Below are 22,060 nucleotides of genomic sequence, written 5' to 3'. Positions count from 1 at the left end.
GAGTAATACCATTGGAAAAAATTGTCTAATAGACTTTTATCGTACATATAATTTATGAATGCATCCATTACCATAAGCAACCCTTTTGACAATAAAACATCTACAAAGTATCAAGTTTGGTGTCAATATAGAAACAATTAGTAGAACATAATGGCAACTAGAATTTTAATATTGATTTCTATATTTTTATTTTCTACTCCTGTAATTACAGCTCAGGACGTTTCAAAAAAAATTAAGCTTGGAGTGTCTGCTAGTCTAGAAAAAAATGTAAGCTCGAAAAGAGTGGCTTTTTGCGAGTACACAGGTTTTTTTGCAGATTATAACAAGTCCAATTACAGGTTTGGACTAAATTTAGAGTATTTATTAAAAGGAAATTTAACTATTAATGGTTCACTAAATTATTCTAACAAGGACTTTACAGGAACATATTTCTGCGACGTATGCGATTTTATATTCCCTTCAAATCCAGAAAACGTAGAATTGCGCTTAATTGAAGTTCCTATTGCTTTAAAGTACTATTTATTACCCGGGAAGGTCCGTTTATTCGGTGAAGTAGGAGTTAGCAACATGTTTCCTCTAAATAATCTTCAATACGAGGCTACGACGAATTCATATGTTATTGGATATAAACTTGGAAGTGGTATGGAATACAATGTAAGTAATAAAATAGCTTTACAATTAACTGTAGACTACTATAATAGTATTTCAAAAATCTTTGAAGATTCCTATTTCGCAGGGTCCGGTTATGGGCTAAGGTCGGTAGGCTTCGGATTGACAATATTGAAAAAAATATAAAACGTGGGCACAATGGTATAAGCCTTTATTTTAAAAGCAAAGACAAGAACCTAATAGTTTGGTAGAAACAAAGGCTAACAATCACAATGAATCTTTCTGTAACTAGTGGTGAATTTATAGGTCGCTAACACTAAACTTACGTGTTAACTTTATCAACTGTCGCTTAAAAGCTGCAGGAGCCTAATTTGAACACTTGATGGTCTAATTTTGGCCTAGTTTTCACATGTTATAAGGGTTGCCAAATTCTCCGATACCTTGGTTAAAGTATCAGGTATGCGGCCCATTAGTGCCGCTTTAAAAAATCAGAGGCAAAAATTACAATTGCATTATAGTTTCCCGCAGCTTATTTTTCAAGTAAATGTTTTTCTTTACAGAAATAAATCTAGGTTGGCGAAGGAAAGCCACGCCCAACAAGAATAGGGTAGTGGAAGTAAGGGCAATGAGCTTTTAATTAATAAACAGGCCAACAAAAAATTTTATTAAAACAGACCTATATATGAAATATAGTGACAAAGAGGGCCTAACCAAAATTTCATTTCTTTAGCATTCATAGGAGCTCATAATTGGTATGATTTTTAACGCACCGAATTACGCACCTAGATTTTAATATTATGAAATACAGTTGATCGTATTATTGTCTTAAAAAAATGTTTTCTAATTTTAATCTCTTAACTTAAAATATTATGTTAAATGTATTCGAAATAATTCTTTCATTTTTTACAAATTTTAGCATTTTAAAAGAACAAGCTTTATAATACTTCCAAAATTTAAGAAAACAAGTTAAGTTGTAATTTAACCCTGTGAAATAAGAAGAAATCAAAATAACCGTTTGATTGGCCAAGGACCTTATAGCAACTTTTTGGTGGTAGGTCAAGGATTTAGTCAGGGTATTATAATGCATAGATAAAACTCAAAAATGAATGACATTTGCAGTACAATTATCTCAAGTGTAATATAAGGCTCGTTCCAAATAAGAATTCTTCATATATATTGACGACATTAACAAAAAAATGTTGAATTTAGAGATATCCTAGTTAAAGGCAAGTCTACCTCACCAGATAAGATTTTGAATGTAAACGAAGTTTAAAATATGATAGGTTCCATTATTATAGAAATATTTTTCCTGAGGATTTTTACTAAAACATTTAAGTCATTTATACTAATCCTGACTCTTCATTTTTGCAGTACCATAAACATTAATGCACAGGACAAAACGTTAATATTGGAATTGCAAGAAACCCTCGATTCCTCGGAGATATATGATCAGACAAAGCGGAATACAATAAATATTATCAAATCGAAACTAACTGCATTCGATAATGAAAAATTGGTAGATAAATTCAATTTATATAACCAGTTGTTTGATCAATACAAAGTATTTAAAAGTGATTCGGCATATTTCTACAGCTTAAAAACGAAAGAAATTGCAGTTCAGTTAAATGATTCCACATTAATAAATAAAGCATTATTAAACTTGGCTGATATAGTTATAGCGGTTGGGATGTACAAAGAGGCATTGGACTACCTTCAAAAAATCAATATAAATTTCGTGCGTGACTTTGATAAGCCTATGTTCTATGGTTTATATGGCCGATGTTATAGTGATATGGCCGAGTATAGCGGGCTCCCAGATTTTAGTCAAAAATATAATGAGCTTGCACGTTATTATAGAGGAAAGACTCTTGAACATACGGAAGAACAGAGTTTTTTTAATTCCTTTATGATAGCATTTAACAAGTATAGTGCAGGTAATTTGAATATTGCTATCGAGGACTTTAAGTTGATCTTAAATCAGAATCTAAAATTGGGAGAGCTGGCATTGACATACTTCATTTTAGGTGAAATTTTCCAAAAAAAAGAGCAGAATGATCTAGCGGAATATTACTATACCAGAGCGGCAATAGCGGATATTAAAAACTCGACTAAGGAATCCTTGGCTATTATTAGATTGTCCGAACTGTTATTTAAGAAAAATAAACTGGAAACTGCATCTACTCTAATACAAAAGGCTTACGCAGATGCACAATTTTATGGTGCGCAGCAACGTAAACTACAAGTAGGAGCTATTTTGCCTTTAATCGAAGAGGAAATAGTTAGAAATATTGAGATGGAACGTAGGCGGCTCTATTGGCAATATGTTAGCGTTGTTATTTTCTTGATAATAACCATTCTATTTACTTCAATTATTTTCCGACAATTTAAACGCCTTCAAAAGGCAAGAGGTGCTATTTCCAAAGCCCATCTGCAACTAAAAGAAACCCATTCTCAATTAATTATTGTCAATGAACAGTTAAAATCACGTAACGTTGAGATAGAAAAGGTAAACAATAGGCTTTCTGAAGCTAGCAAAATTAAAGAGGAATATCTTGGATTCTTCTTTACCGAATATGATAATATATTTGAAAAATTCAATGAATTCACTTCCGAAATAGAAAAAAATCTTTCCATGGAGGAGTATAAAAAAGCACGTTATCACCTTTCTCGTTACGATTTAAAAAAAGAGAAGGAAAAGTTATTGCATAATTTTGATACCGCCTTCATCCGTTTGTTCCCTGATTTCATCAATGAGTTTAATAGTCTAATGAAACCTATGAGCCAAGTTGCATTGAAAGAAGGGCAAATCCTCAATAAGGAATTAAGAATATTTGCCCTTATTAGATTAGGAGTAAAACACAATGATAAAATAGCCCAAATATTGGGCTATTCGGTCAATTCGATTTACGCATTCAAATCCAAAATAAGGAATATGTCAATAGTTCAAAACGAGAACTTCGATCAAAATTTAATTGACAATACCACAATTAAAGTCTAAATTTTATTAGATATTATCATTTTAAAGCTCTTTTTATTATTAAATCTCTTCCTATTTTCTATACAAAATTTAGACTTCAAAAAAACTTATACTACTTATAATGAGGTGAATATGTATTATTTGACTCCAAATTTACTTCTATTTATCTATACGAAAATTTAAAGCTCCTTTTTAATATACATTTTTTTGTTCCTTTGGCATATATGTATGACTTCCAGTAATATATGTAAACCTATTTAACTTAACTAAATCAGAAAATGAGCTATAAATACTTTAGAAATGATCTGCTTAAAAACAGTTGCTGCGCATTAATTTTTATTTGTTCTTTCATAACTCCAATAATAGTGGTCTCGCAAGACTATAGCTCTATTGTTAATGTTAAGGGAAAAGTAGCAGATGAATCCAACTTGCCTTTATATGGTGTAACGGTTTTGGAGTTGGGGACAGCGAATGGAATTACAACGGATTTCGATGGAGAGTTTGAAATATCCGTTGCAAGTTTAAATTCAAAATTGGTTATTAGTTACCTCGGCTATTTATCCACGACAATTAACGCTACCACTTCTTTTGTTTCCATTCAAATGGTACCGGATATAGCCAATTTGGATGAAGTAGTAATAATTGGTTATGGTAAAACAAAACAAAGTGATCTTACGGGTTCTATTTCAACGGTTCCAATAAGTGATATTGTTGGGCAGCCATCTACGAATATTGGTGACGCTGTTCAAGGGAGAGCCGCAGGGGTTACCGTAATTACATCTGGACAACCTGGGAACAACCCAACCTTCCGCATTCGGGGCACAGGAACTATTGGAAATAATGATCCACTTATAGTAGTCGATGGAATGCCATTAAATGGTGGGTTAAACCAGGTAAATATGAAAGATATTGAATCTTTCCAAGTATTAAAAGATGCTTCTGCGACCGCCATATATGGCTCACGAGGTTCAAATGGTGTTATAATCATTAGTACCAAAAGAGGTACAAAGGGAAAGGGGCAGATTGAGTTCGATACATTTACCAGTCTTCAATATCCGACAAATGTCATAGAAGTATTAAACGCAACACAATTCGCGACATTAAGCAATGAAATGTTGATAAATGGTGGTTTTACCCCGAATCCCAGTTTTACGAATCCGACGTCCCTAGGAATGGGTACTGATTGGCTTGATGCTTTTTTTACGACTGGTAAACAAAGTAATGTTACACTTTCCTATTCCCAAGGTAACGAGAAATCCAACATATTTACTTCCTTGAATGTCTTTGATCAGGAGGGCATCATCATTAATTCAGGTTATACCCGATATATTTTGCAATTTAATTCCGATACAAAAATTAATGAACATGTAAAATTCGGGAACAGTTTGAAGCTTAATTACGACATAAAGCAAAATGGAGATAATAACATTCAAAATGCAATTCTGTCGTTACCAACACAACCTATCTACCGTGACAATGGAAATTACTCGGGAGCTATTGGTCAACCCATATACGCTGGTGATGTGGAGAACCCTATTGGAAAATCCAATATCGTCAAGAACAACATAAAGGGATATAATCTACAAGGTAATGTTTATGGGGAATTAGGATTTTTAAAACATTTTCAATTTAAGACCTTATTAGGTGTTGAAACCAACTTTTGGGACACAAGAACCTGGTCACCTTCTTATAGCTGGGATTCCGATATGGCACCTAATGCATATTTGTCGGAAACGTCTAACAAAAGTCTTACACTATTATGGGACAATACTTTAACCTACAATAAAGATTTTGATGATGGAAGTTCAGTGACTGCAGTAGTTGGAGCCAGTACACAAGAAAACCAATTTAAATTTATTGGTGGGTCTGTACAGGGATTTCCAAGTGAAAGTGCCCAAACCTTAAATAATGGTTTGCTTCAACCTACTATAAATGGTAGTGGATCTGAATGGTCCATTCTATCTTATTTTGGGAGGGGGCAATATGATTACAGGAATAGATATTACTTAACGGCAACCATAAGAAGAGACGGCTCTTCCCGATTTGGTGAAGGTAATAAATATGGTACTTTTCCTTCTGCCTCCGCGGCTTGGCGAATAACGGAGGAAAGATTTTTGAAGGAATCCCAGACCATCAACAATTTAAAATTACGGGTAGGTTTCGGTGTAACCGGAAACCAAAATATAGGGAATTATTCTTTCGCGTCTTCTTACAATACCAATCTATATAATTTTAACGGGGCCTTCGTAACGGCGGCAGTACCAACTGTTTTGCCTAATTCCAATGTTAAATGGGAATCCCAGGAACAATTCAACATAGGCGTTGATGCTACTTTGTTCGACCACTTTTTGAATGTGACAGTTGATGGTTACGTAAAAAACACGGAAGATATGTTGGTCCCCCAGACAGTTCCTGTAACTTCCGGGTATTCTGATGTCTATGTACCTTTTATTAATGCAGGAAAAATTAGAAACCAGGGTATCGAGGCAGTTGTAAGTACTAACAACTTCAATAATGATTACTTCAAGTGGACGACGGATGTTGTATTTGCTTATAACAATAATGAGGTCATAGATATCAATAGTGATACACCGTTAACTACGGGAAGCATTGGATTGAATTATTCCTTGGGAAGGATTCAACCGGGCCAACCTATAAACGTGTTCTATGGTTTTGTACACGACGGGATTTTTCAAACTCAATCTGAAGTGAATGATTATGCCGTACAAATACCCGGCAATGACCCGACCACAAGTACCTCGGCAGGTGATATTAGATTCAGGGATTTAAATAGCGATGGAGTAATCAATGACGATGACAGGACATTTTTAGGTGATCCAAATCCAAAATATACCTATTCCATTAACAATACATTTTCCCTTGGTAATTTTGATATGAGCCTTTTCATTCAAGGAATTTATGGGAATGATATATTTAATGCCAATCGATTATATACCGAAAACATGTCGGTAACAACCAATCAATCTACAGCGGTATTGGATCGATGGAGGGGGCCAGGAACGAGTAATTCGGTACCGAGAGCGGTATTTGGAGACCCTAACAATAATAATAGGCAATCTACTAGATATATTGAGAACGGGTCTTATCTACGGTTGAAAAATGTGAATTTGTCATATAACCTTCCAATAAATAATTTCAAAAAACCAATATTTAAGTCTATAAAGTTATACGCGTCTGGACAAAATTTGTTCACTATCACCGATTATTCAGGATTTGATCCTGAGGTGGGATCCAATGGAATCGACAACAATATATATCCCGTAACTACAACATATACTTTAGGAGCAACCCTAGGATTTTAAAAATAGAATTATGAAAAAACCAAAATACTATATAGCTGTAATTGCTGTACTTTTTTTGATGAGTTGCAGTGAAGATTTTTTAGATAAACAGCCCTTGGATACTATTAATACAGAAAACTATCCAAAAACCGCAGAAGAACTTGTGACTGTTGTGAATGGTGCCTATCAACCTTTACAATGGCCCAAGCTATACAATTTGCGAATGTGGACTTCAGATATAATGGCCGGTAATAGCATCGTTGGGGCCGGAGGCGGAACAGATGGCATAGAAACCCAGGATATGTCGAACTTTATAGTACAGCCAGACAATGCCGGTGTGTTGGATCTATGGAGAGGTCCTTGGCCAGGTATCTTAATGGCAAATATTGTTTTAAAAACGGCTCCTACCTTAGATATTGATGACCAAATTAAGAACCGATCTATGGGGGAGGCGTATTTTTTAAGAGCTCATTACTATTTTATTTTGGTACGCTATTTTGGGGATGTTCCCCTTATTACTACACCATTGAGTTCTGATGATGACCTGTTTCCTTCAAGAAATCCAAAGGGTGAAGTCTATAATTTAATAATAGACGATTTAACCAAGGCAGCACAGTTGTTACCAGCAAAGGCTTCCTATAGCCAACAGGATTTGGGTAGAGCATCTAAAGGGGCCGCCTTTGGTATGTTGGCTAAGGTGCACCTTACACTGGGCAACTACCAAGAGACCATTAATTTGACCACCCAAGTGGAAGACTTGGGTTACGTTCTTAACTCAGATTATTATGACAACTTCAATATTTTAAACGAAAACTCCCCTGAAACAATATTTGCAGTACAATATGCATCTGATGGCGGTTACAGTTTTTGGGACAATGAGAATCAGTCGTCTTGGGCAAGTCCGTTTATGGGGCCAAGAGGGGCTAATTTTGTTGGAGGTGGCTATGGATGGAACCAACCAACTCAAGAATTTATAGATCAATATGAAGCAGATGATGAAAGAAAATTGGTCACAGTACTTTATGAAGGTTGTCCACAATTTGATGGCCATGATTATAAGTCAGCATATTCATATACAGGTTATAATGTACGAAAGTTTTTGGTCCCGATAAGTGTTATTTCCAGTTATGACAACAGTCCGATGAATTTTCCGGTTTTGAGATATTCCGATGTTCTTTTGATGAAGGCCGAGGCGTTAAACGAGCTAGGGCAATTAGAAATAGCTGAAAAATATCTTAATATGGTAAGGGGACGAGCGGGCCTGGATGACATTCAGACAGGATTGAGCCAAAGTGAATTTAGGAAAAAGGTGTTGGAGGAAAGGCGATTGGAATTGGCCTTTGAAGGACAAAGATGGTTTGATTTAATTCGTGTGGACAATGGACAGTATGGGCTGGATTTCCTTCATTCCATGGGGAAGAACAATGCTACTCAAAAACATCTCCTGTTTCCGGTACCTCAAATAGAAATAGATAGAAATCCTAATCTCAGTCAAAATCCTGGATACTAAAAAATTAGAACTATGAATGCACTTATAAAAGTTAGAGCACAACGGGTTGCTATTGTTTCGGCGATATTGATTATGTTATTTTCATGCAATGATGAATTAGTGGATAATTCATTCGATTATAGGGACACCTTGAAGATGGCTATCTCAAACAATGAAATAGTACTGGATGAATTGTTGTTCAATAATACAGTGGATCTAAGCTGGTCCACAGGTACTAATGAAAATACTGGTGCAGCTATAAAATATACGTTGCAGCTGGATTTGGCTTCGGGAGATTTTACGCAACCAATTGCTACATTTTTATCTGAAATTCAAAATAAATATACTTTCAGTACGTCTTATGGCAATCTTAATCAAATGCTTCTGGACCATGGAATGATTCCAGATGAATCTTATGACCTAACTGCAAGAATAGTTGCCAATGTTACACATGAATCGGTGACAACACAAGTGGCGACCACTAATTTGACAGTAACTACTTTTAAGCCGGTTTCCCCAAATTTGTACATTGTAGGGGACGCCTCCCCAAATGGATGGAATATAGGAAGTGCAACCCAATTGGTTGCTTCCACCGAGCGAAGAGGTGTATTTGTTTACGAAGGACCTTTGAATCCCGGTGATTACAAGTTTGCAGTTAGTCAAGATGGATGTTGGTGTCAGGATTTTTACACTAAAGATGGGACCGATGGGACCAAAATTATATATAATGAAGGTGGTAGTGGCGACGATTTGCAATGGAACATTGAAACAAAGGATAATTATCGGCTAACAGTAGATCTTTTAAATAAAACCATTAAGGAAGAAACCTATACTTCTGTGAACCCTGATGAACCACCGTTCCCAATGTTATGGATTGTTGGTGACGCTTCGGAAAGTGGATGGAATATTGATTCTCCGGTAGCGTTCGTTCAAAACGAGAACAACCTGATCGAATTCATATATGAAGGAACATTCTCCCCAGGTAATTTCAAAATATTGGCGGGTCCATTGGGGGATTGGTGCGGCGAATGGTATCGGCCTACTACCGACAATCAGGAACTGATCAATGATACGATAGAACAAAATGCAGGATGTGATACAGACAATAAATGGTTAATAACAGAAGCTACAAAAGGTAGGTACAAAATCATCTTAAATACGATTGAGAATTCCATAACATTTAAAAAAGTGTCACTTTATATTATTGGCGATGGAGGGCCTAATGGTTGGAATATTAATAATCCAAGCCCATTGGTATATGAAAATGGCGAGTATGTGTTTATAGGCGAACTTGGAGCCGATAATGCCACAGGGGAATTTAAAATTTCCAAATTCATTGGTAACTGGTGTGATGGCGATTGGATCAACTCCTCGGTCCCCAACCAATCTATTTTCAACTCGTCGTTTATAAATACCGTTGGATGCGATGGTCCTGATAATAAATGGAAATTACAGGTGGGGCAAGCAGGTACTTATGAAATCAGGATAAACCTGGATTCCAATATCATGACAATTACATCCCAATAATTTAAAAGCGGTTTTAGAAAATAAATCTTATGGCAATTACGAAAATAGCCCTTTCAATTAGGGGAGCATTCTTTTTACTCTTATTGTTGGTATTCTCCTGTAGTAAAGATAATGATGCCCCTAACGAAGCGGGTCAGATTCCCGGTCCACCCTTTGTCTATAATGAAGTCTTAAATCTTGTAAAGGATAAGTCCAAATATGCACCAGGAGAGAAAGTGCTCTTTACCGTGAATACCATACGCCCAAATACGCGCATAATATATAAATATTTAGGACAGATTGTACATGAAGAACCGTTGATATCCAACCAATGGGAATGGACACCTCCAGCCGATGATTTTAAAGGATATATGGTAGAATTAATTGAGGAAATAAATGGTAAAGAAATAGTGTTGGGGACCACTGCGATTGATGTATCCTCTGACTGGACAAAATTTCCAAGGTATGGTTTCTTATCGTACTTTGGAGACTTAACGGACTCTAAAATGAGTTCAATTCTTTTAAATCTAAAGGATTTCCATATTAATGGCCTGCAATTTTATGATTGGCATGCCAAACATCACATTCCGTTGCCTTTGGACGATTTTGGCAGACCTAATAATTCATGGGTAGACCTCTTTAATCGGGAAATTCAGCTAGCAACTGTTGAAGGTTATATAGACCTGGGTCATGAACTCAATATTTCTTCTATGTTCTATAATCTTTTATTTGGAGTTTGGAAACCTGAGGTAGGAGATGGATTTTTGGAGGAATGGCTAATCTTTAATGATCAGTTTCACAACAATATCAATGCCCATGATTTGGAGAGTTTTGGCAAAATACTGGTCGCTAACCCTAAAAATTTGGACTGGCAACAATATATATTTAATAAAACTAACCAGGTATATACAAATCTGGATTTTGATGGATGGCATTTAGATCAATTAGGGGACAGAGGAATAGTTTATGATTATAATGGTTACCAAGTAAACTTGAAAAATGGCTTCAATGAATTTCTATACAATTTAACAGATCGCTTTCCTGACAAAATTCATGTTCTAAATGCGGTAGATCAATATGGTCAGAAAGAAATTTTATCGACACCTATCAATTTTGCCTACTCGGAAGTTTGGAGCAGAACCCAGTATGCCGATTTAATTCAGGTTATTATTGAAAACAATTTGGCATCAAACCATAAAGTGAATACAGTTCTTGCCGCTTATTTAAACTATGAAGCTACAGAGGGAAGTTTTAATACCCCCGCCGTACTAATGGCAGATGCGGTAATATTCGCATTTGGGGGCGCACATTTGGAACTTGGTGAGCATATGTTGTATAGGGAGTATTTTCCGTCAAATAATTTGGTTTTGCCGGATGAACTGAAAAACTCTTTGAAAGAATATTATGATTTCATGACCGCATACGAAAATCTATTAAGGGATGGAGGTGATTTTAATATGCCTAACGTTACTTCGAACGATCTAAGTGTCAACAATTGGCCCCCAATAACAGGAAATGTGGCAGTGGTGGGCAAAAATGTACATAATAAACAAATATTGCATTTATTAAATTTTAATGGTGTTTCCACACTTAACTGGCGGGACAACCAAAGGGCACAAACAAATCCGGATCCCTTTTACAATATTAATGTGATGGTCCATGTAAACATGCCCGTTTCGAAGGTCTGGGTGGCCTCTCCGGATTATATGGGCGGTGCGTCCCAAGAATTGGATTTTCAATCGGATGAAGGGCAAATAACCATTTCCTTACCCTATTTGGAATATTGGAGTATGATCGTAATTGAATATTAAATACCAATAAAAAATAACCGATAATTAATTTATTATGACAGTAAAACATAATCTCATTCTGGTCCTCTTAGTTTATAATTTCAGTTGGTCACAAAATTTACTGGATGTTAATTCCTTTTCAGTAGAAGACAATAATGTTGTTTTTTCTTTGGAGAACAATGCAAAACTATCACTGAAATTCTTAGATGGTAAGAACATCAAATTTTGGTTTTCGCCATCTGGGAGTTTTGAGAGATCTAATGAATCTTTTGCTGTAATCAATGAGGAATTTGATCCGAACTATCAAATTAATATTAACGAATCATCGGCGAACTATGAAGTTTTCACTAATGATTTAAGGGTAGTAGTTACCAAATCCCCATTGAAAATTCAAATTTATAATAAATATCAAAAGCTGATATTGAGTGATACGGACGAGCGATCCTATATTGTACGGGACACCGAGATTATGACGAGGAAAGTATTGAGGGGTGACGAGCATTTTTTTGGTTTGGGTGAAAAAACCGGAACCTTGGATCGGAGAGGGAAATCATACACCATGTGGAATAGCGATAAGCCTTGTTACTCGGATAAAGAAGACCCTTTATATAAGAGTATTCCATTTTTTATGAGTAATTACAATTATGGAATTTTCTTTGATAATACGTATAAAACGGAATTTGATTTCGGCAAGATGTCGAATAATTATTTTTCATTTAGTGCTCCGGATGGACCTTTTATTTACTATTTTTTTTATGGCAAGGATTATAAGGAAGTTATTTCAAGTTATACCAAATTAACGGGTCAACCAATAATGCCTCCAAAATGGGCCTTCGGTTGGTCCCAAAGCCGTGGACTATTGACTAATGAGGTTTTGACTCGGGAAATAGCCTTGGAATATAGAAAGCGCAATATCCCGTGTGATATCATTTATCAAGATATCGGTTGGGTCGAGGGGCTACAGAATTTTAAGTGGGCCAAGGAAAAATATGACAATCCAAAAAAAATGCTGTCCGATTTGGCCAATAATGGGTTTAAAGTCATCGTTTCCCAAGATCCGGTAGTGTCCCAAGCAACTAAACAACAATGGGAGGAGGCTGATAATAAAGGTTATTTCGCAACAGATATAAGAACGGGAAAGTCGTATGATATGCCCTGGCCATGGGGTGGTAATGCAGGTGTAGTTGATTTTACAAAACCAGAAACAGCAACCTGGTGGGGACATTTACAACAGATTCCAATTAACGATGGGGTAAAAGGTTTCTGGACCGATATGGGTGAACCTGCATGGAGTAATGAAGAAAGTACGGATAGACTAAATATGAAGCACCATTTGGGCATGCACGATGAAATCCACAATGTATATGGATTAACCTGGGATAAGGTGGTTACTGAAGAGTTTGAAAAACACAATCCAAACCAACGTATTTTTCAAATGACCAGAGCGGCATATGCGGGCCTTCAACGTTATACCTTCGGGTGGTCTGGGGATAGCGGAAATGGTGAGGATATAAACGATGGATGGGTCAATCTGGCAAATCAAATCCCTTTGGGATTATCGGCAGGTATGGGGTTAATTCCATTTTGGTCAAGTGATATTTCTGGATATTGTGGTGATATAACAGATTATTCCGAATTTTCCGAACTCTATATCAGATGGTTACAATTCGGAGTTTTCAATCCTTTAAGTCGGGCGCATCACGAGGGAAATAATGCAGTAGAGCCCTGGTTGTTCGGGCCACAAATAGAAAAAATAGCAAAAGCGGCAATTGAACTGAAATATCGCCTACATCCTTACCTTTACACCTATGCCCGCGAATCATACGATACTGGGGTCCCAATCTTACGGGCCTTATTGTTGGAATATCCGAAGGATGACAATACATTTGAAATTGACGATCAATTCATGGTTGGTGAAGCCTTACTTATTGCTCCGGTAGTAGAAAAGGGAGCAAAACAAAGAAGCCTGTATCTTCCTAAAGGAGATTGGTTGGATTACAACGATCCCAAGATAAACTACAGTGGTGGGACAATTATAGATTATCCGGTAGAACTTGAAACGACGCCAATATTTGTAAAGGTAGGATCTATTATTCCACAATCACCTATAATGCCTTATATCGATGCTATAAAAAAAGCAGCGGTGGTATTGGAAATGTTTCCAGGGGAACGGATCTCTGAATTTGATCTTTATGAGGACGATGGTGAAACCAATAATTATAAAAATAACGAATTTTCCAAGACCAACATTACAATGCATAAAGTGGGCAGCAAATTAAATGTTGAGATAGGGGAGCCCGAACAACAGGCATTCAAAACGAGTGAAAGGAATTACCTTTTAAAAATATATACCACATCGAATCCAAAGAATGTTGTGATAAATCATCAGAAGTTAAAAAAATCCACACTGAGCAAGCTTTCCGAAAATTTAAACTCAAATTTTACAGAAACAGGATATTTCTTTGACTCCAGCAGTAAAGTTCTAACCATTAGGTTGCCGGATACGAAGCTAAAGACCACAATAACAGTTAACAATTGAAAACCTTTAAATCATGACAAAACGAATTATAATAGTTTTAGTTTTTGTTCTTTTTACTTGTTTTGGTGTAGGTGCTCAACAGGCTTATTCCCCAGATGAAAATATTAAACTTATTTTCAGCTTGGACAGCAATGGCGTACCAATATATCAAATTTTATACGGGGATAAAGTGGTCCTAAAATCTAGTAGACTTGGGTTTAAAATTAAAAATGATGAGCATCATTTAAGCCATGGGTTCAAAATAATCGATTCTAAGTTTACTTCGTTGGATGAAACTTGGAAGCCTATATGGGGAGAAGAAAGTGAAATACAAAATAATTACAATGAATTTATGGTTCACCTCGAACAAGAAAAAACTCAACGTATGATGATAATTAGATTTCGGGTTTTTAATGATGGTGTTGGCTTTAGGTACGAGTTCTCGGATCAGGCTAATCTTGGTCATTTTGTGGTAGAGAAGGAGCTGACACAATTTGCCACCACAGGCGATCACATTGCTTTTTGGATTCCGGGAGATTATGATACCCAAGAGTACGATTATATAGAATCGCGACTTTCAGAAATACGTGGGTTAATGTCGAATTCCATTACCACTAATTTATCCCAAACTTCATTTTCTCCAACAGGTGTACAGACTTCTTTACTATTAAAAACCGACAATGGATTATATATTAATTTGCATGAGGCTGCTTTAATTGATTATTCCGCAATGCACCTGGAGTTAGATGATAAAAATTATATTTTCAACACTTGGTTAACCCCGGACTCGCAAGGTGATGGTCCCTATATGGTAGTACCATCCACTACACCTTGGCGAACCGTTATTGTAACTGATGATGCACGGAAAATATTGGCATCTAGAATGACCTATAATTTAAATGACCCTTCTAAAATTGAAGATACTTCCTGGATTAAACCGATGAAATATGTTGGTGTATGGTGGGAAATGATTACAGGGAAGAGTTCTTGGGCGTATACCGATAATTTCAAGGCTGTGAAACTTGGGGTTACGGACTATACTTCTGCCGAACCCAATGGAAAACATGGTGCTACTACTGATAATGTTAAAAAGTATATCGATTTTGCCTCAAAGCATGGATTTGAAGGTGTTCTAGTTGAAGGATGGAACATTGGCTGGGAGGATTGGTTTGGTAACTCAAAAGATTATGTTTTTGATTTTATGACCCCATATCCAGATTTTGATCTAGTGGAAATTCAGAAATATGCAAAGGATATGGGTGTAGAAATGATCATGCATCATGAAACATCATCGTCGGTCAGAAATTACGAGCGGCACCTTGATGAAGCGTATCAATTTATGAAAGATTACGGATACCATGCTGTAAAAAGCGGATATGTTGGTGATATACTTCCAAGAGGGGAAAATCATTACTCCCAATGGATGGTCAACCATTACCAATATGCATTGGAAAAAGCAGCCGATTATAAAATCATGGTGAACGCTCATGAAGCTGTAAGACCTACTGGAATTGGCAGAACATACCCCAATCTAATAGGAAATGAATCGGCAAGGGGTATGGAGTATCAGGCCTTTGGAGGATCAAAGGCTAACCATGTAACTATTTTGCCTTTTACTAGATTAATCGGCGGACCAATGGATTTTACCCCTGGAATTTTTGAAATGGACATTAGTAAACTTAATCCAGAAAACAATTCACATGTCAATAGTACTATAGCAAATCAATTAGCACTTTACATAACCATGTACAGCCCACTTCAGATGGCCGCGGATTTACCTGAAAATTATAATCGTTTTCCTGATGCCTTCCAATTTATTAAGGATGTTGGTCAGGATTGGGAAAAAAGTGTGTATCTGGAAGCTGAACCAGGAAGTTATATTACCATAGCCCGTAAAGAAAAGGTAACCGGCAATTGGTTTGTGGGCAATGTCACCGGAAAAGGAGAAAGAATCTCAGAAATTAGTTTGGACTTTTTGGATAGAAAAAAGAAGTATGTAGCAACTATATATTCCGATGGCGATGATGCCAACTACAAAACCAATCCTCAATCTTATTCCATAAGAAAATTAGATATTTCCTATAAATCTAAAATTAAACTTAAAAGTGTGGAAGGTGGTGGATATGCCATAAGCATTGTTGAAAAAAAATAATATCAACTTGGGAATGGACTGCATGGCAATATGAAAATTAGGCATGACCCATATAATATGATGTCATTAATGCCATAACAAATAAATACCCGTAAACATTAGTCTAAGGGGCTTTTTAGCGGAAAAGAGGGAATATCTAAAACTTCATTTTACCAGTATACTTAAGGCTTAGAGTCAGTATGATTTTTAACGTACCGAATTACGCACCTTTTATATTTATTTATTCACATTAATAATTTTTAAATGTAAAATTACATAGCTCGTTCTAATAAATTTGGTTACAGCCAAATGTATATCCAAAATATAGCGGCTTAAATCTCCCGTTAATAAAAACTTAGATATTTAGCAGTTCAATACGATTGATTATAAATTACTTTATTCTGTCAAACTCAACCCATTCCCCTACATTCCACGGAAAGGCTTCATTCTAGGCAAAGAGCTTCACTTCAAAATCTTAGACACAACTTCAAAGATTCTGACTTACACTGCGCTAATCCTGCCCTAAAAAAGGTAGGAACACTTTATTCCAAATCTCCATCTTTATAGTTAAGTCCGCTTTTGTTCCTGCCTCAAAGGAATAATACCTTATCATGTTCCGTTCAGCACATTGCCACTTCATTACGTTGCACTCCATTCCGGGCAAAGAGCTTCTCTACAAAAGTCTTGGACACCGTCCCCGCTTTCTATTTTCCGTTACGCTAGTCCTTCCCGCGCTGCCGGTAAGGGCGCTTCTCTCCAATATGAAATCGGAAACGGAGTCCGCCAGAACGGAATTGCATTGTTTGCTCGGTCCCGCTTCCAAAGTTTTCCTACTTCACAAGGACTATTAGCCACACTTCCCGAACCGCCACTGTCCATATCTTTTTTTGACAGCAAAACAACAACATTCATTCTAGGACGGCGGCATAAACCACTGCGCTATGCTCCACTTTATATACGCCTTGCCTAGCCTGAATATTGTAACCCTGTAAGCAACAAAAAAGGGTAACAGCGACGGCTCTATGGAAAGTAAATCTAAAATGAATCTTATGAAATCTTACGAAAATATCAAAAAGGAATCGGGATCGAAGTTAAAAAAACAAAAAAAGGAAAACCCTTCGGATATAATAAGTAAATCATTTGAAAAAAAATATAAATGTACACTGTCCGAAGGCCAGCCCGACAATTCATTCTGGCGGGGTTCGGGCAGGTAATTGTTAATCTTGTCTTGCCAACATGGCAGGCTTTAAATCTTGTATTATGAGTACTATTAGAAATCATGTTCAGTTGATCGGGAACCTTGGGGTGGATCCCAAGGTAACCGTTTTGGAAAGTGGGAAGAAAGTAGCACGTTTTTCGCTCGCCACCAATGAGTATTACAAAAATGAAAAGGGCGAGAAAACCCAAAACACGGAATGGCATTCCATCGTTGCCTGGGGAAGGACTGCCGAAATTATCGAGAAATATGCCCGTAAGGGCAATGAAATCGGCGTTGCGGGGAAACTAAAGACCCGAACCTATACTTCGGACGATAGAAACCAACGGTATGCCACCGAGGTGGAAGCCAAAGAGATCCTTTTGTTAGGAACCAAGAAAGGCAATGATGCCGATTAACCTTTAAACAAAAGAGGTCGCTCCCAAAATTAAACGCCCTCTTGATCTTTTCATTATCAACTTCAAAAACGAAATTACAATGAGAGCACAAATTAATGAAATAATTGAGGGATTGCAAAATTTTCATGGTTCGGAAATGTTGTACCAAATCCCATTGATGGGAACCAGATATACTGAAGGAATTAAATATTTGGCCAATGCTGCGGAATGCTATTGGCTAATTACCGATGCTTCGATCATGGCAAAAAGCCTCATGACGATAAGCAGATTTATAACCGTAGACTTTAAAAGGCTATCGCAAGAAAAGCAGGATCATTCTGGATATGAGGCAGAAATAATTTACAGTGATGGCAACGACAATATTCTTGAATCGCACCGGTACCGCATTACGGATTTTCCACTGGACGAATTGAGGTTGTACTTTGTAGACAATACATTGATGCTCCCGAGCGAATATTAAATCCCATGCTATGGTCTATCCTAATTTCACCGATTTGAGTAAAGAAACCCTGGAACGTTTGTTTGTATCTTTCAAAGAAGCGATACGAAATTTATATTCCTATCAATACACTTTCAGTATTTAATTCAATTGTTCAATTCAACTATTGAAATGGTACGGCCCTTGAAACTCAAGGGCCTTTTATTTTGTTACAGCATTGAGGTATTCGTAAAGGTTTCGCCATTTTATTATGGATATCAGGGTATACCAATTTTTTAAATCTTAAAAAACCATAACTGTTTTCAGTTACCATAAAGAGCCCTTAAATTACTATTGAATGGTTCGAAAGTTTGTCACGCTTTAGCGTGACAAAAAGGAGAAGCAAGAGGGTAACGGGCAAGGCCGCGTTACAAAGTCCTTTTTGATTTCAAATTACTGATAATCAGATATTTAAAAATTATGTGATTTTTTTAATTCCGGCAATTTGCGACAAACACCATGTAAACGACCATTTTAAAGAGAGAATTTGCGACAAAACACAAGATTATGGACCCATTTATAGGTATTCGTTTTAAGAAGGAAACCGCGAAGCGTTTCCAGTCGTTTTCACGCACCCATTTCAAATCCCATACGGAAGCCATGGCCACTATGCTCGATTTTTTCTTTTATAACGAAATCTCCCCTAGGGAAAATTTTGGACCGACCGGAAGGACCATTGAACAGTCCTTGAAGAAAAGGATTAATGCATCTATCGCGATTATACGGGATATGGAAAAGACCCAGACCAAGCCCACCGTGGCAATGATACAATCCTTGTTCGAAATGGAAGAGCCAAAAAAGAAAACTTTGATTTTGGAGAAGAAAAAAGAAGAGGAGAATCAACCAAAATTTCACAAGCGTAATAAATAAAATCAATAAAAAAGAGCACTATGTACATCACTATTACGGCCCAAAAACTGGGAGGTTCCTATTCCCCAAGCTCGGCCGGTTTTGTGGATTATCTGGAGAAGGAAAACCAAGGGGTGGAGCTGGAGGACCTGCCTGCCGGCGAGGCAGGTATGGAACATTTTTTTAATCAGTACGGCGATGAAATTTCAGCTGAGGAAGTAGTAAGGGAAATCGATGGCAATACCGCTAAGCTAGAAAAGACCGAACCAAGGTTTTACTCTATTACCATGAACCCCTCCAAATATGAACTTAAGGCATTACAAAATCCAAGCGCAGACCTTAAGACATATACCCGGGAACTGATGAAGGATTATGTGGTATCTTTTAATCGGGAGATTAATGGACGACAGGTTACTGTTGATGATATAAAGTATTTTGCCAAGATCGAGAATCAACGGACATTCAAGGGAACGGATAAGCAGATCCGGGAAAATCAACCTTATGCCACAAAAATACTGGAGATAAGGAATAACATCGGAAAGGTGGAAAATGGGACCATGGCAGGGAATATCAAAAAGATGGAAAGACAGATCAATAGATTGGAACGGCAGGCCCCTCATCAACAAAATGGCCAACGGATCGTACAGGGAATGGCCAAGGCGGGGAGCCAAAGTCATGTACATATAGTCATGAGCAGGAGGGATGCTTCCAATTCCTTCAGTTTGTCGCCAGGGAGCAAATACAAAGCATCCGAAACGGAACTGAACGGAAAGATGGTCAAAAGAGGTTTTGATAGGGATCAATTTTTTGAACGAGCGGAAAGGACCTTCGATAGGACCTTTGGATACCAAAGAAACTTTTCGGAAAAATACAGTGCCCGAAAGGAGTTTATCAATAATCCGAAAATGTACTTTAATTCCTTGATTAGACTGCCCACCAACGAGAAGGCCATTGCCTTTAAAATAATTCGGGAAACGGGCTTGCCCATAATGGGTAGCATCCCGATCAATAAGGCACAAATGGCGTTAAAAGTTTTCAATAAACTTAGGCAGGGGGTAGAGGTGGCCATCAAATCGAGTTCCATAGGAATCTAATTGAAGTGTATGGAAATAGTGGATCCTTTTATGATAATCATGTTCATAGGCTTGGTCAGCATTCTATTTTATATGCTGTATAAGATCAGTAGATATGCTTTTGGCCTGAATACCCTACTCGTTTTTGGAATGTTGGTCGGGGCTGCCCAATTAATGCCGATGGCCCAGGGGATGCTTTATGTAGCATGTCCCTTGTTATTGGTCAATACGGTTTTATATGTTTTCCTTCATAAATCGGATATAGGTGTCTCCATTAATGATAAATATCAGGTCAGCTTTAAAACTACCAAAGGAAATTTCAAGATCAAAAATATCAAACGGGGCGTTTCCATTATCGGATCTGCCGGAAGTGGAAAGACCGAAAGTGTGGTCTATGGCTTCTTACAACATTTTCAAAGAAATGGTTTCTGTGGGGTCATCCATGATTATAAGGATTTTGAGATTACCGAAATGGCGTACCCGCTGTTCAAGGATTCCGATATCCCGTTTAAAGTGATATCCTTTGATAAGATCATTCACAGGGTGAATCCCATAGCACCTCGATATTTGGAGAATCCGGAAAGTGTAAACGAGGTTTCCAGGGTATTGATAGAAAACCTCTTAGAACAGAAAGATTCCGTTTCGATTGGGGCTACCAAGTTCTTCCACGATGCCGCGGAAGGCTTGATTGGTGGATTGATCTGGAGACTCAAGTCTTCCTATCCCGAATATTGCACTTTGCCACACGTCATCGCAATATACCATTACCTGGATACTGAAAGCCTTATTACATTTTTGGAGTCCAATATAATCTCCAAAGGAATGGCCGACGCCTTTATTAGCGGGATGGATTCGGACAGGCAGACTGCAGGGGTTAAAGGTACCTTAAGCAATGCATTAAAAAGGATAAGTACCCCTCGAATATTTATGGCCCTGTCCGCGGATGAAGTGCCGCTCAATATCAACCACAAGGATAATCCTGCCGTTATTTCCGTGGTGAACAATCCTAGGTTTGAAACCTCATATTCTCCCATAATTGCAACTATTGTACATACCATAACCAAACAGATGAGCGTTCGACATTCAAAACCTTCTTTTTTGTTGATGGAGGAAGCCCCAACGATCAAACTCTTGAACATGCACCGTATTCCGGCAACGCTAAGGAGTTATGATATAACAACAATCTATGTAATGCAGGACAAAATTCAAAACGACATGATGTATGGAGATAAGGCAAGCAGGGCCATTTTGAGCAATCTTTCCTATCAATTCTTTGGCAAAGTCAATGACCCGGACACGGCAAAATATTATGAACGGTTTTTTGAGATTATCAAAGACCCAACCAAGAGTGTTAGTCGGGGACATAGTCTCGATTTTGATACCCGAATAACTACAGGAGAAAAGGAAATTCCGAAAATTAGAGCGGATGTATTTTTTCGATTGGAACAAGGTGAGTTTATCACTTATGCAGATGGAAAGGACAAAAAGGTCCAATTTAAATTACAGGACATTCAACGGGAGCTCCCTAAACCTTCCAAACAATTTTCCAAATCTGATATGGAAGCTAATTTTGAGCGGATTTATTCAGAGGCCAGATCAATATTTAAGTAGGATTGCCTGATAATACTATATGAGCAATATAAATTTTGAGGTTAGACTACTATAATATTTAGTTCCGTAAAAGGTATATTAACCGAACTAATTAAGTATAAAAACTCCCCAAA

General features: G+C 37.2%; 14 protein-coding genes. All 14 read left to right on the top strand.

Features of this window, described 5'->3' with window-relative positions; genetic code table 11:
* The first annotated feature begins 150 nt into the window (after positions 1-150).
* Positions 151-795: an outer membrane beta-barrel protein gene (locus MWU78_RS06720; protein WP_246996240.1), complete on the top strand. Its 645-nt coding sequence runs from the start codon at positions 151-153 to the stop codon at positions 793-795.
* Positions 796-2,017: 1,222 nt separating this feature from the next.
* On the top strand, positions 2,018-3,607 hold the full coding sequence (locus MWU78_RS06715; RefSeq protein WP_246996238.1) for a DUF6377 domain-containing protein: 1,590 nt from the start codon (positions 2,018-2,020) through the stop codon (positions 3,605-3,607).
* Positions 3,608-3,864: 257 nt separating this feature from the next.
* Positions 3,865-6,909 carry a TonB-dependent receptor gene (locus tag MWU78_RS06710; RefSeq protein WP_246996236.1) on the top strand — a complete coding sequence of 1,015 codons (3,045 nt, stop codon included), beginning with the start codon at positions 3,865-3,867 and terminating at the stop codon, positions 6,907-6,909.
* A gap of 10 nt (positions 6,910-6,919) precedes the next feature.
* The gene (locus MWU78_RS06705) at positions 6,920-8,398 is read left to right on the top strand and encodes a RagB/SusD family nutrient uptake outer membrane protein (protein ID WP_246996234.1); all 1,479 of its coding nucleotides are present in this window, start codon (positions 6,920-6,922) and stop codon (positions 8,396-8,398) included.
* Positions 8,399-8,410: 12 nt separating this feature from the next.
* On the top strand, positions 8,411-9,904 hold the full coding sequence (locus MWU78_RS06700) for a SusF/SusE family outer membrane protein (RefSeq protein ID WP_246996232.1): 1,494 nt from the start codon (positions 8,411-8,413) through the stop codon (positions 9,902-9,904).
* 29 nt (positions 9,905-9,933) lie between these two features.
* Positions 9,934-11,694 (top strand): glycoside hydrolase family 66 protein, encoded by a 1,761-nt coding sequence (locus MWU78_RS06695; protein WP_246996230.1) that lies wholly within the window; start codon positions 9,934-9,936, stop codon positions 11,692-11,694.
* A 34-nt stretch (positions 11,695-11,728) separates the two neighbouring features.
* Positions 11,729-14,212: a glycoside hydrolase family 31 protein gene (locus tag MWU78_RS06690; protein WP_246996227.1), complete on the top strand. Its 2,484-nt coding sequence runs from the start codon at positions 11,729-11,731 to the stop codon at positions 14,210-14,212.
* A 13-nt stretch (positions 14,213-14,225) separates the two neighbouring features.
* A complete protein-coding gene (locus tag MWU78_RS06685; protein WP_246996224.1) occupies positions 14,226-16,343 on the top strand; it encodes a glycoside hydrolase family 97 protein in 2,118 nt (705 codons plus the stop codon).
* 1,028 nt (positions 16,344-17,371) lie between these two features.
* A complete protein-coding gene (locus tag MWU78_RS06680; RefSeq protein WP_246996221.1) occupies positions 17,372-17,536 on the top strand; it encodes a hypothetical protein in 165 nt (54 codons plus the stop codon).
* Between the two features lie 46 nt (positions 17,537-17,582).
* Positions 17,583-17,936 carry a single-stranded DNA-binding protein gene (gene ssb, locus MWU78_RS06675; RefSeq protein WP_246996218.1) on the top strand — a complete coding sequence of 118 codons (354 nt, stop codon included), beginning with the start codon at positions 17,583-17,585 and terminating at the stop codon, positions 17,934-17,936.
* Positions 17,937-18,015: 79 nt separating this feature from the next.
* The gene (locus MWU78_RS06670) at positions 18,016-18,396 is read left to right on the top strand and encodes a DUF6876 family protein (protein ID WP_246996215.1); all 381 of its coding nucleotides are present in this window, start codon (positions 18,016-18,018) and stop codon (positions 18,394-18,396) included.
* Between the two features lie 525 nt (positions 18,397-18,921).
* Positions 18,922-19,284 carry a BfmA/BtgA family mobilization protein gene (locus tag MWU78_RS06665; RefSeq protein ID WP_246996212.1) on the top strand — a complete coding sequence of 121 codons (363 nt, stop codon included), beginning with the start codon at positions 18,922-18,924 and terminating at the stop codon, positions 19,282-19,284.
* A gap of 20 nt (positions 19,285-19,304) precedes the next feature.
* Entirely contained in the window at positions 19,305-20,357 is a 1,053-nt protein-coding gene (mobB, locus tag MWU78_RS06660) for a MobB family relaxase (protein WP_246996210.1), read from the top strand.
* Between the two features lie 9 nt (positions 20,358-20,366).
* A complete protein-coding gene (locus MWU78_RS06655) occupies positions 20,367-21,947 on the top strand; it encodes a type IV secretory system conjugative DNA transfer family protein (RefSeq protein ID WP_246996207.1) in 1,581 nt (526 codons plus the stop codon).
* Positions 21,948-22,060: the final 113 nt, after the last annotated feature.

It is taken from the genome of Arenibacter sp. F26102, assembly GCF_023015865.1.
Lineage (GTDB): Bacteria > Bacteroidota > Bacteroidia > Flavobacteriales > Flavobacteriaceae > Arenibacter.
Note: the sequence above shows the minus strand (reverse complement) of the source record. Positions and strands in the feature narration are given on the sequence as shown.

Excerpts from the sequence above, each read along its gene's own strand:
- MWU78_RS06720 (WP_246996240.1), top strand. The coding sequence starts at position 151 with ATGGCAACTAGAATTTTAATATTGATTTCTATATTTTTATTTTCTACT.
- MWU78_RS06710 (WP_246996236.1), top strand. The coding sequence starts at position 3,865 with ATGAGCTATAAATACTTTAGAAATGATCTGCTTAAAAACAGTTGCTGC.
- MWU78_RS06705 (WP_246996234.1), top strand. The coding sequence starts at position 6,920 with ATGAAAAAACCAAAATACTATATAGCTGTAATTGCTGTACTTTTTTTG.
- MWU78_RS06700 (WP_246996232.1), top strand. The coding sequence starts at position 8,411 with ATGAATGCACTTATAAAAGTTAGAGCACAACGGGTTGCTATTGTTTCG.
- MWU78_RS06695 (WP_246996230.1), top strand. The coding sequence starts at position 9,934 with ATGGCAATTACGAAAATAGCCCTTTCAATTAGGGGAGCATTCTTTTTA.
- MWU78_RS06690 (WP_246996227.1), top strand. The coding sequence starts at position 11,729 with ATGACAGTAAAACATAATCTCATTCTGGTCCTCTTAGTTTATAATTTC.
- MWU78_RS06685 (WP_246996224.1), top strand. The coding sequence starts at position 14,226 with ATGACAAAACGAATTATAATAGTTTTAGTTTTTGTTCTTTTTACTTGT.
- MWU78_RS06680 (WP_246996221.1), top strand. The coding sequence starts at position 17,372 with ATGAAATCTTACGAAAATATCAAAAAGGAATCGGGATCGAAGTTAAAA.
- ssb (WP_246996218.1), top strand. The coding sequence starts at position 17,583 with ATGAGTACTATTAGAAATCATGTTCAGTTGATCGGGAACCTTGGGGTG.
- MWU78_RS06670 (WP_246996215.1), top strand. The coding sequence starts at position 18,016 with ATGAGAGCACAAATTAATGAAATAATTGAGGGATTGCAAAATTTTCAT.
- MWU78_RS06665 (WP_246996212.1), top strand. The coding sequence starts at position 18,922 with ATGGACCCATTTATAGGTATTCGTTTTAAGAAGGAAACCGCGAAGCGT.
- mobB (WP_246996210.1), top strand. The coding sequence starts at position 19,305 with ATGTACATCACTATTACGGCCCAAAAACTGGGAGGTTCCTATTCCCCA.
- MWU78_RS06655 (WP_246996207.1), top strand. The coding sequence starts at position 20,367 with ATGGAAATAGTGGATCCTTTTATGATAATCATGTTCATAGGCTTGGTC.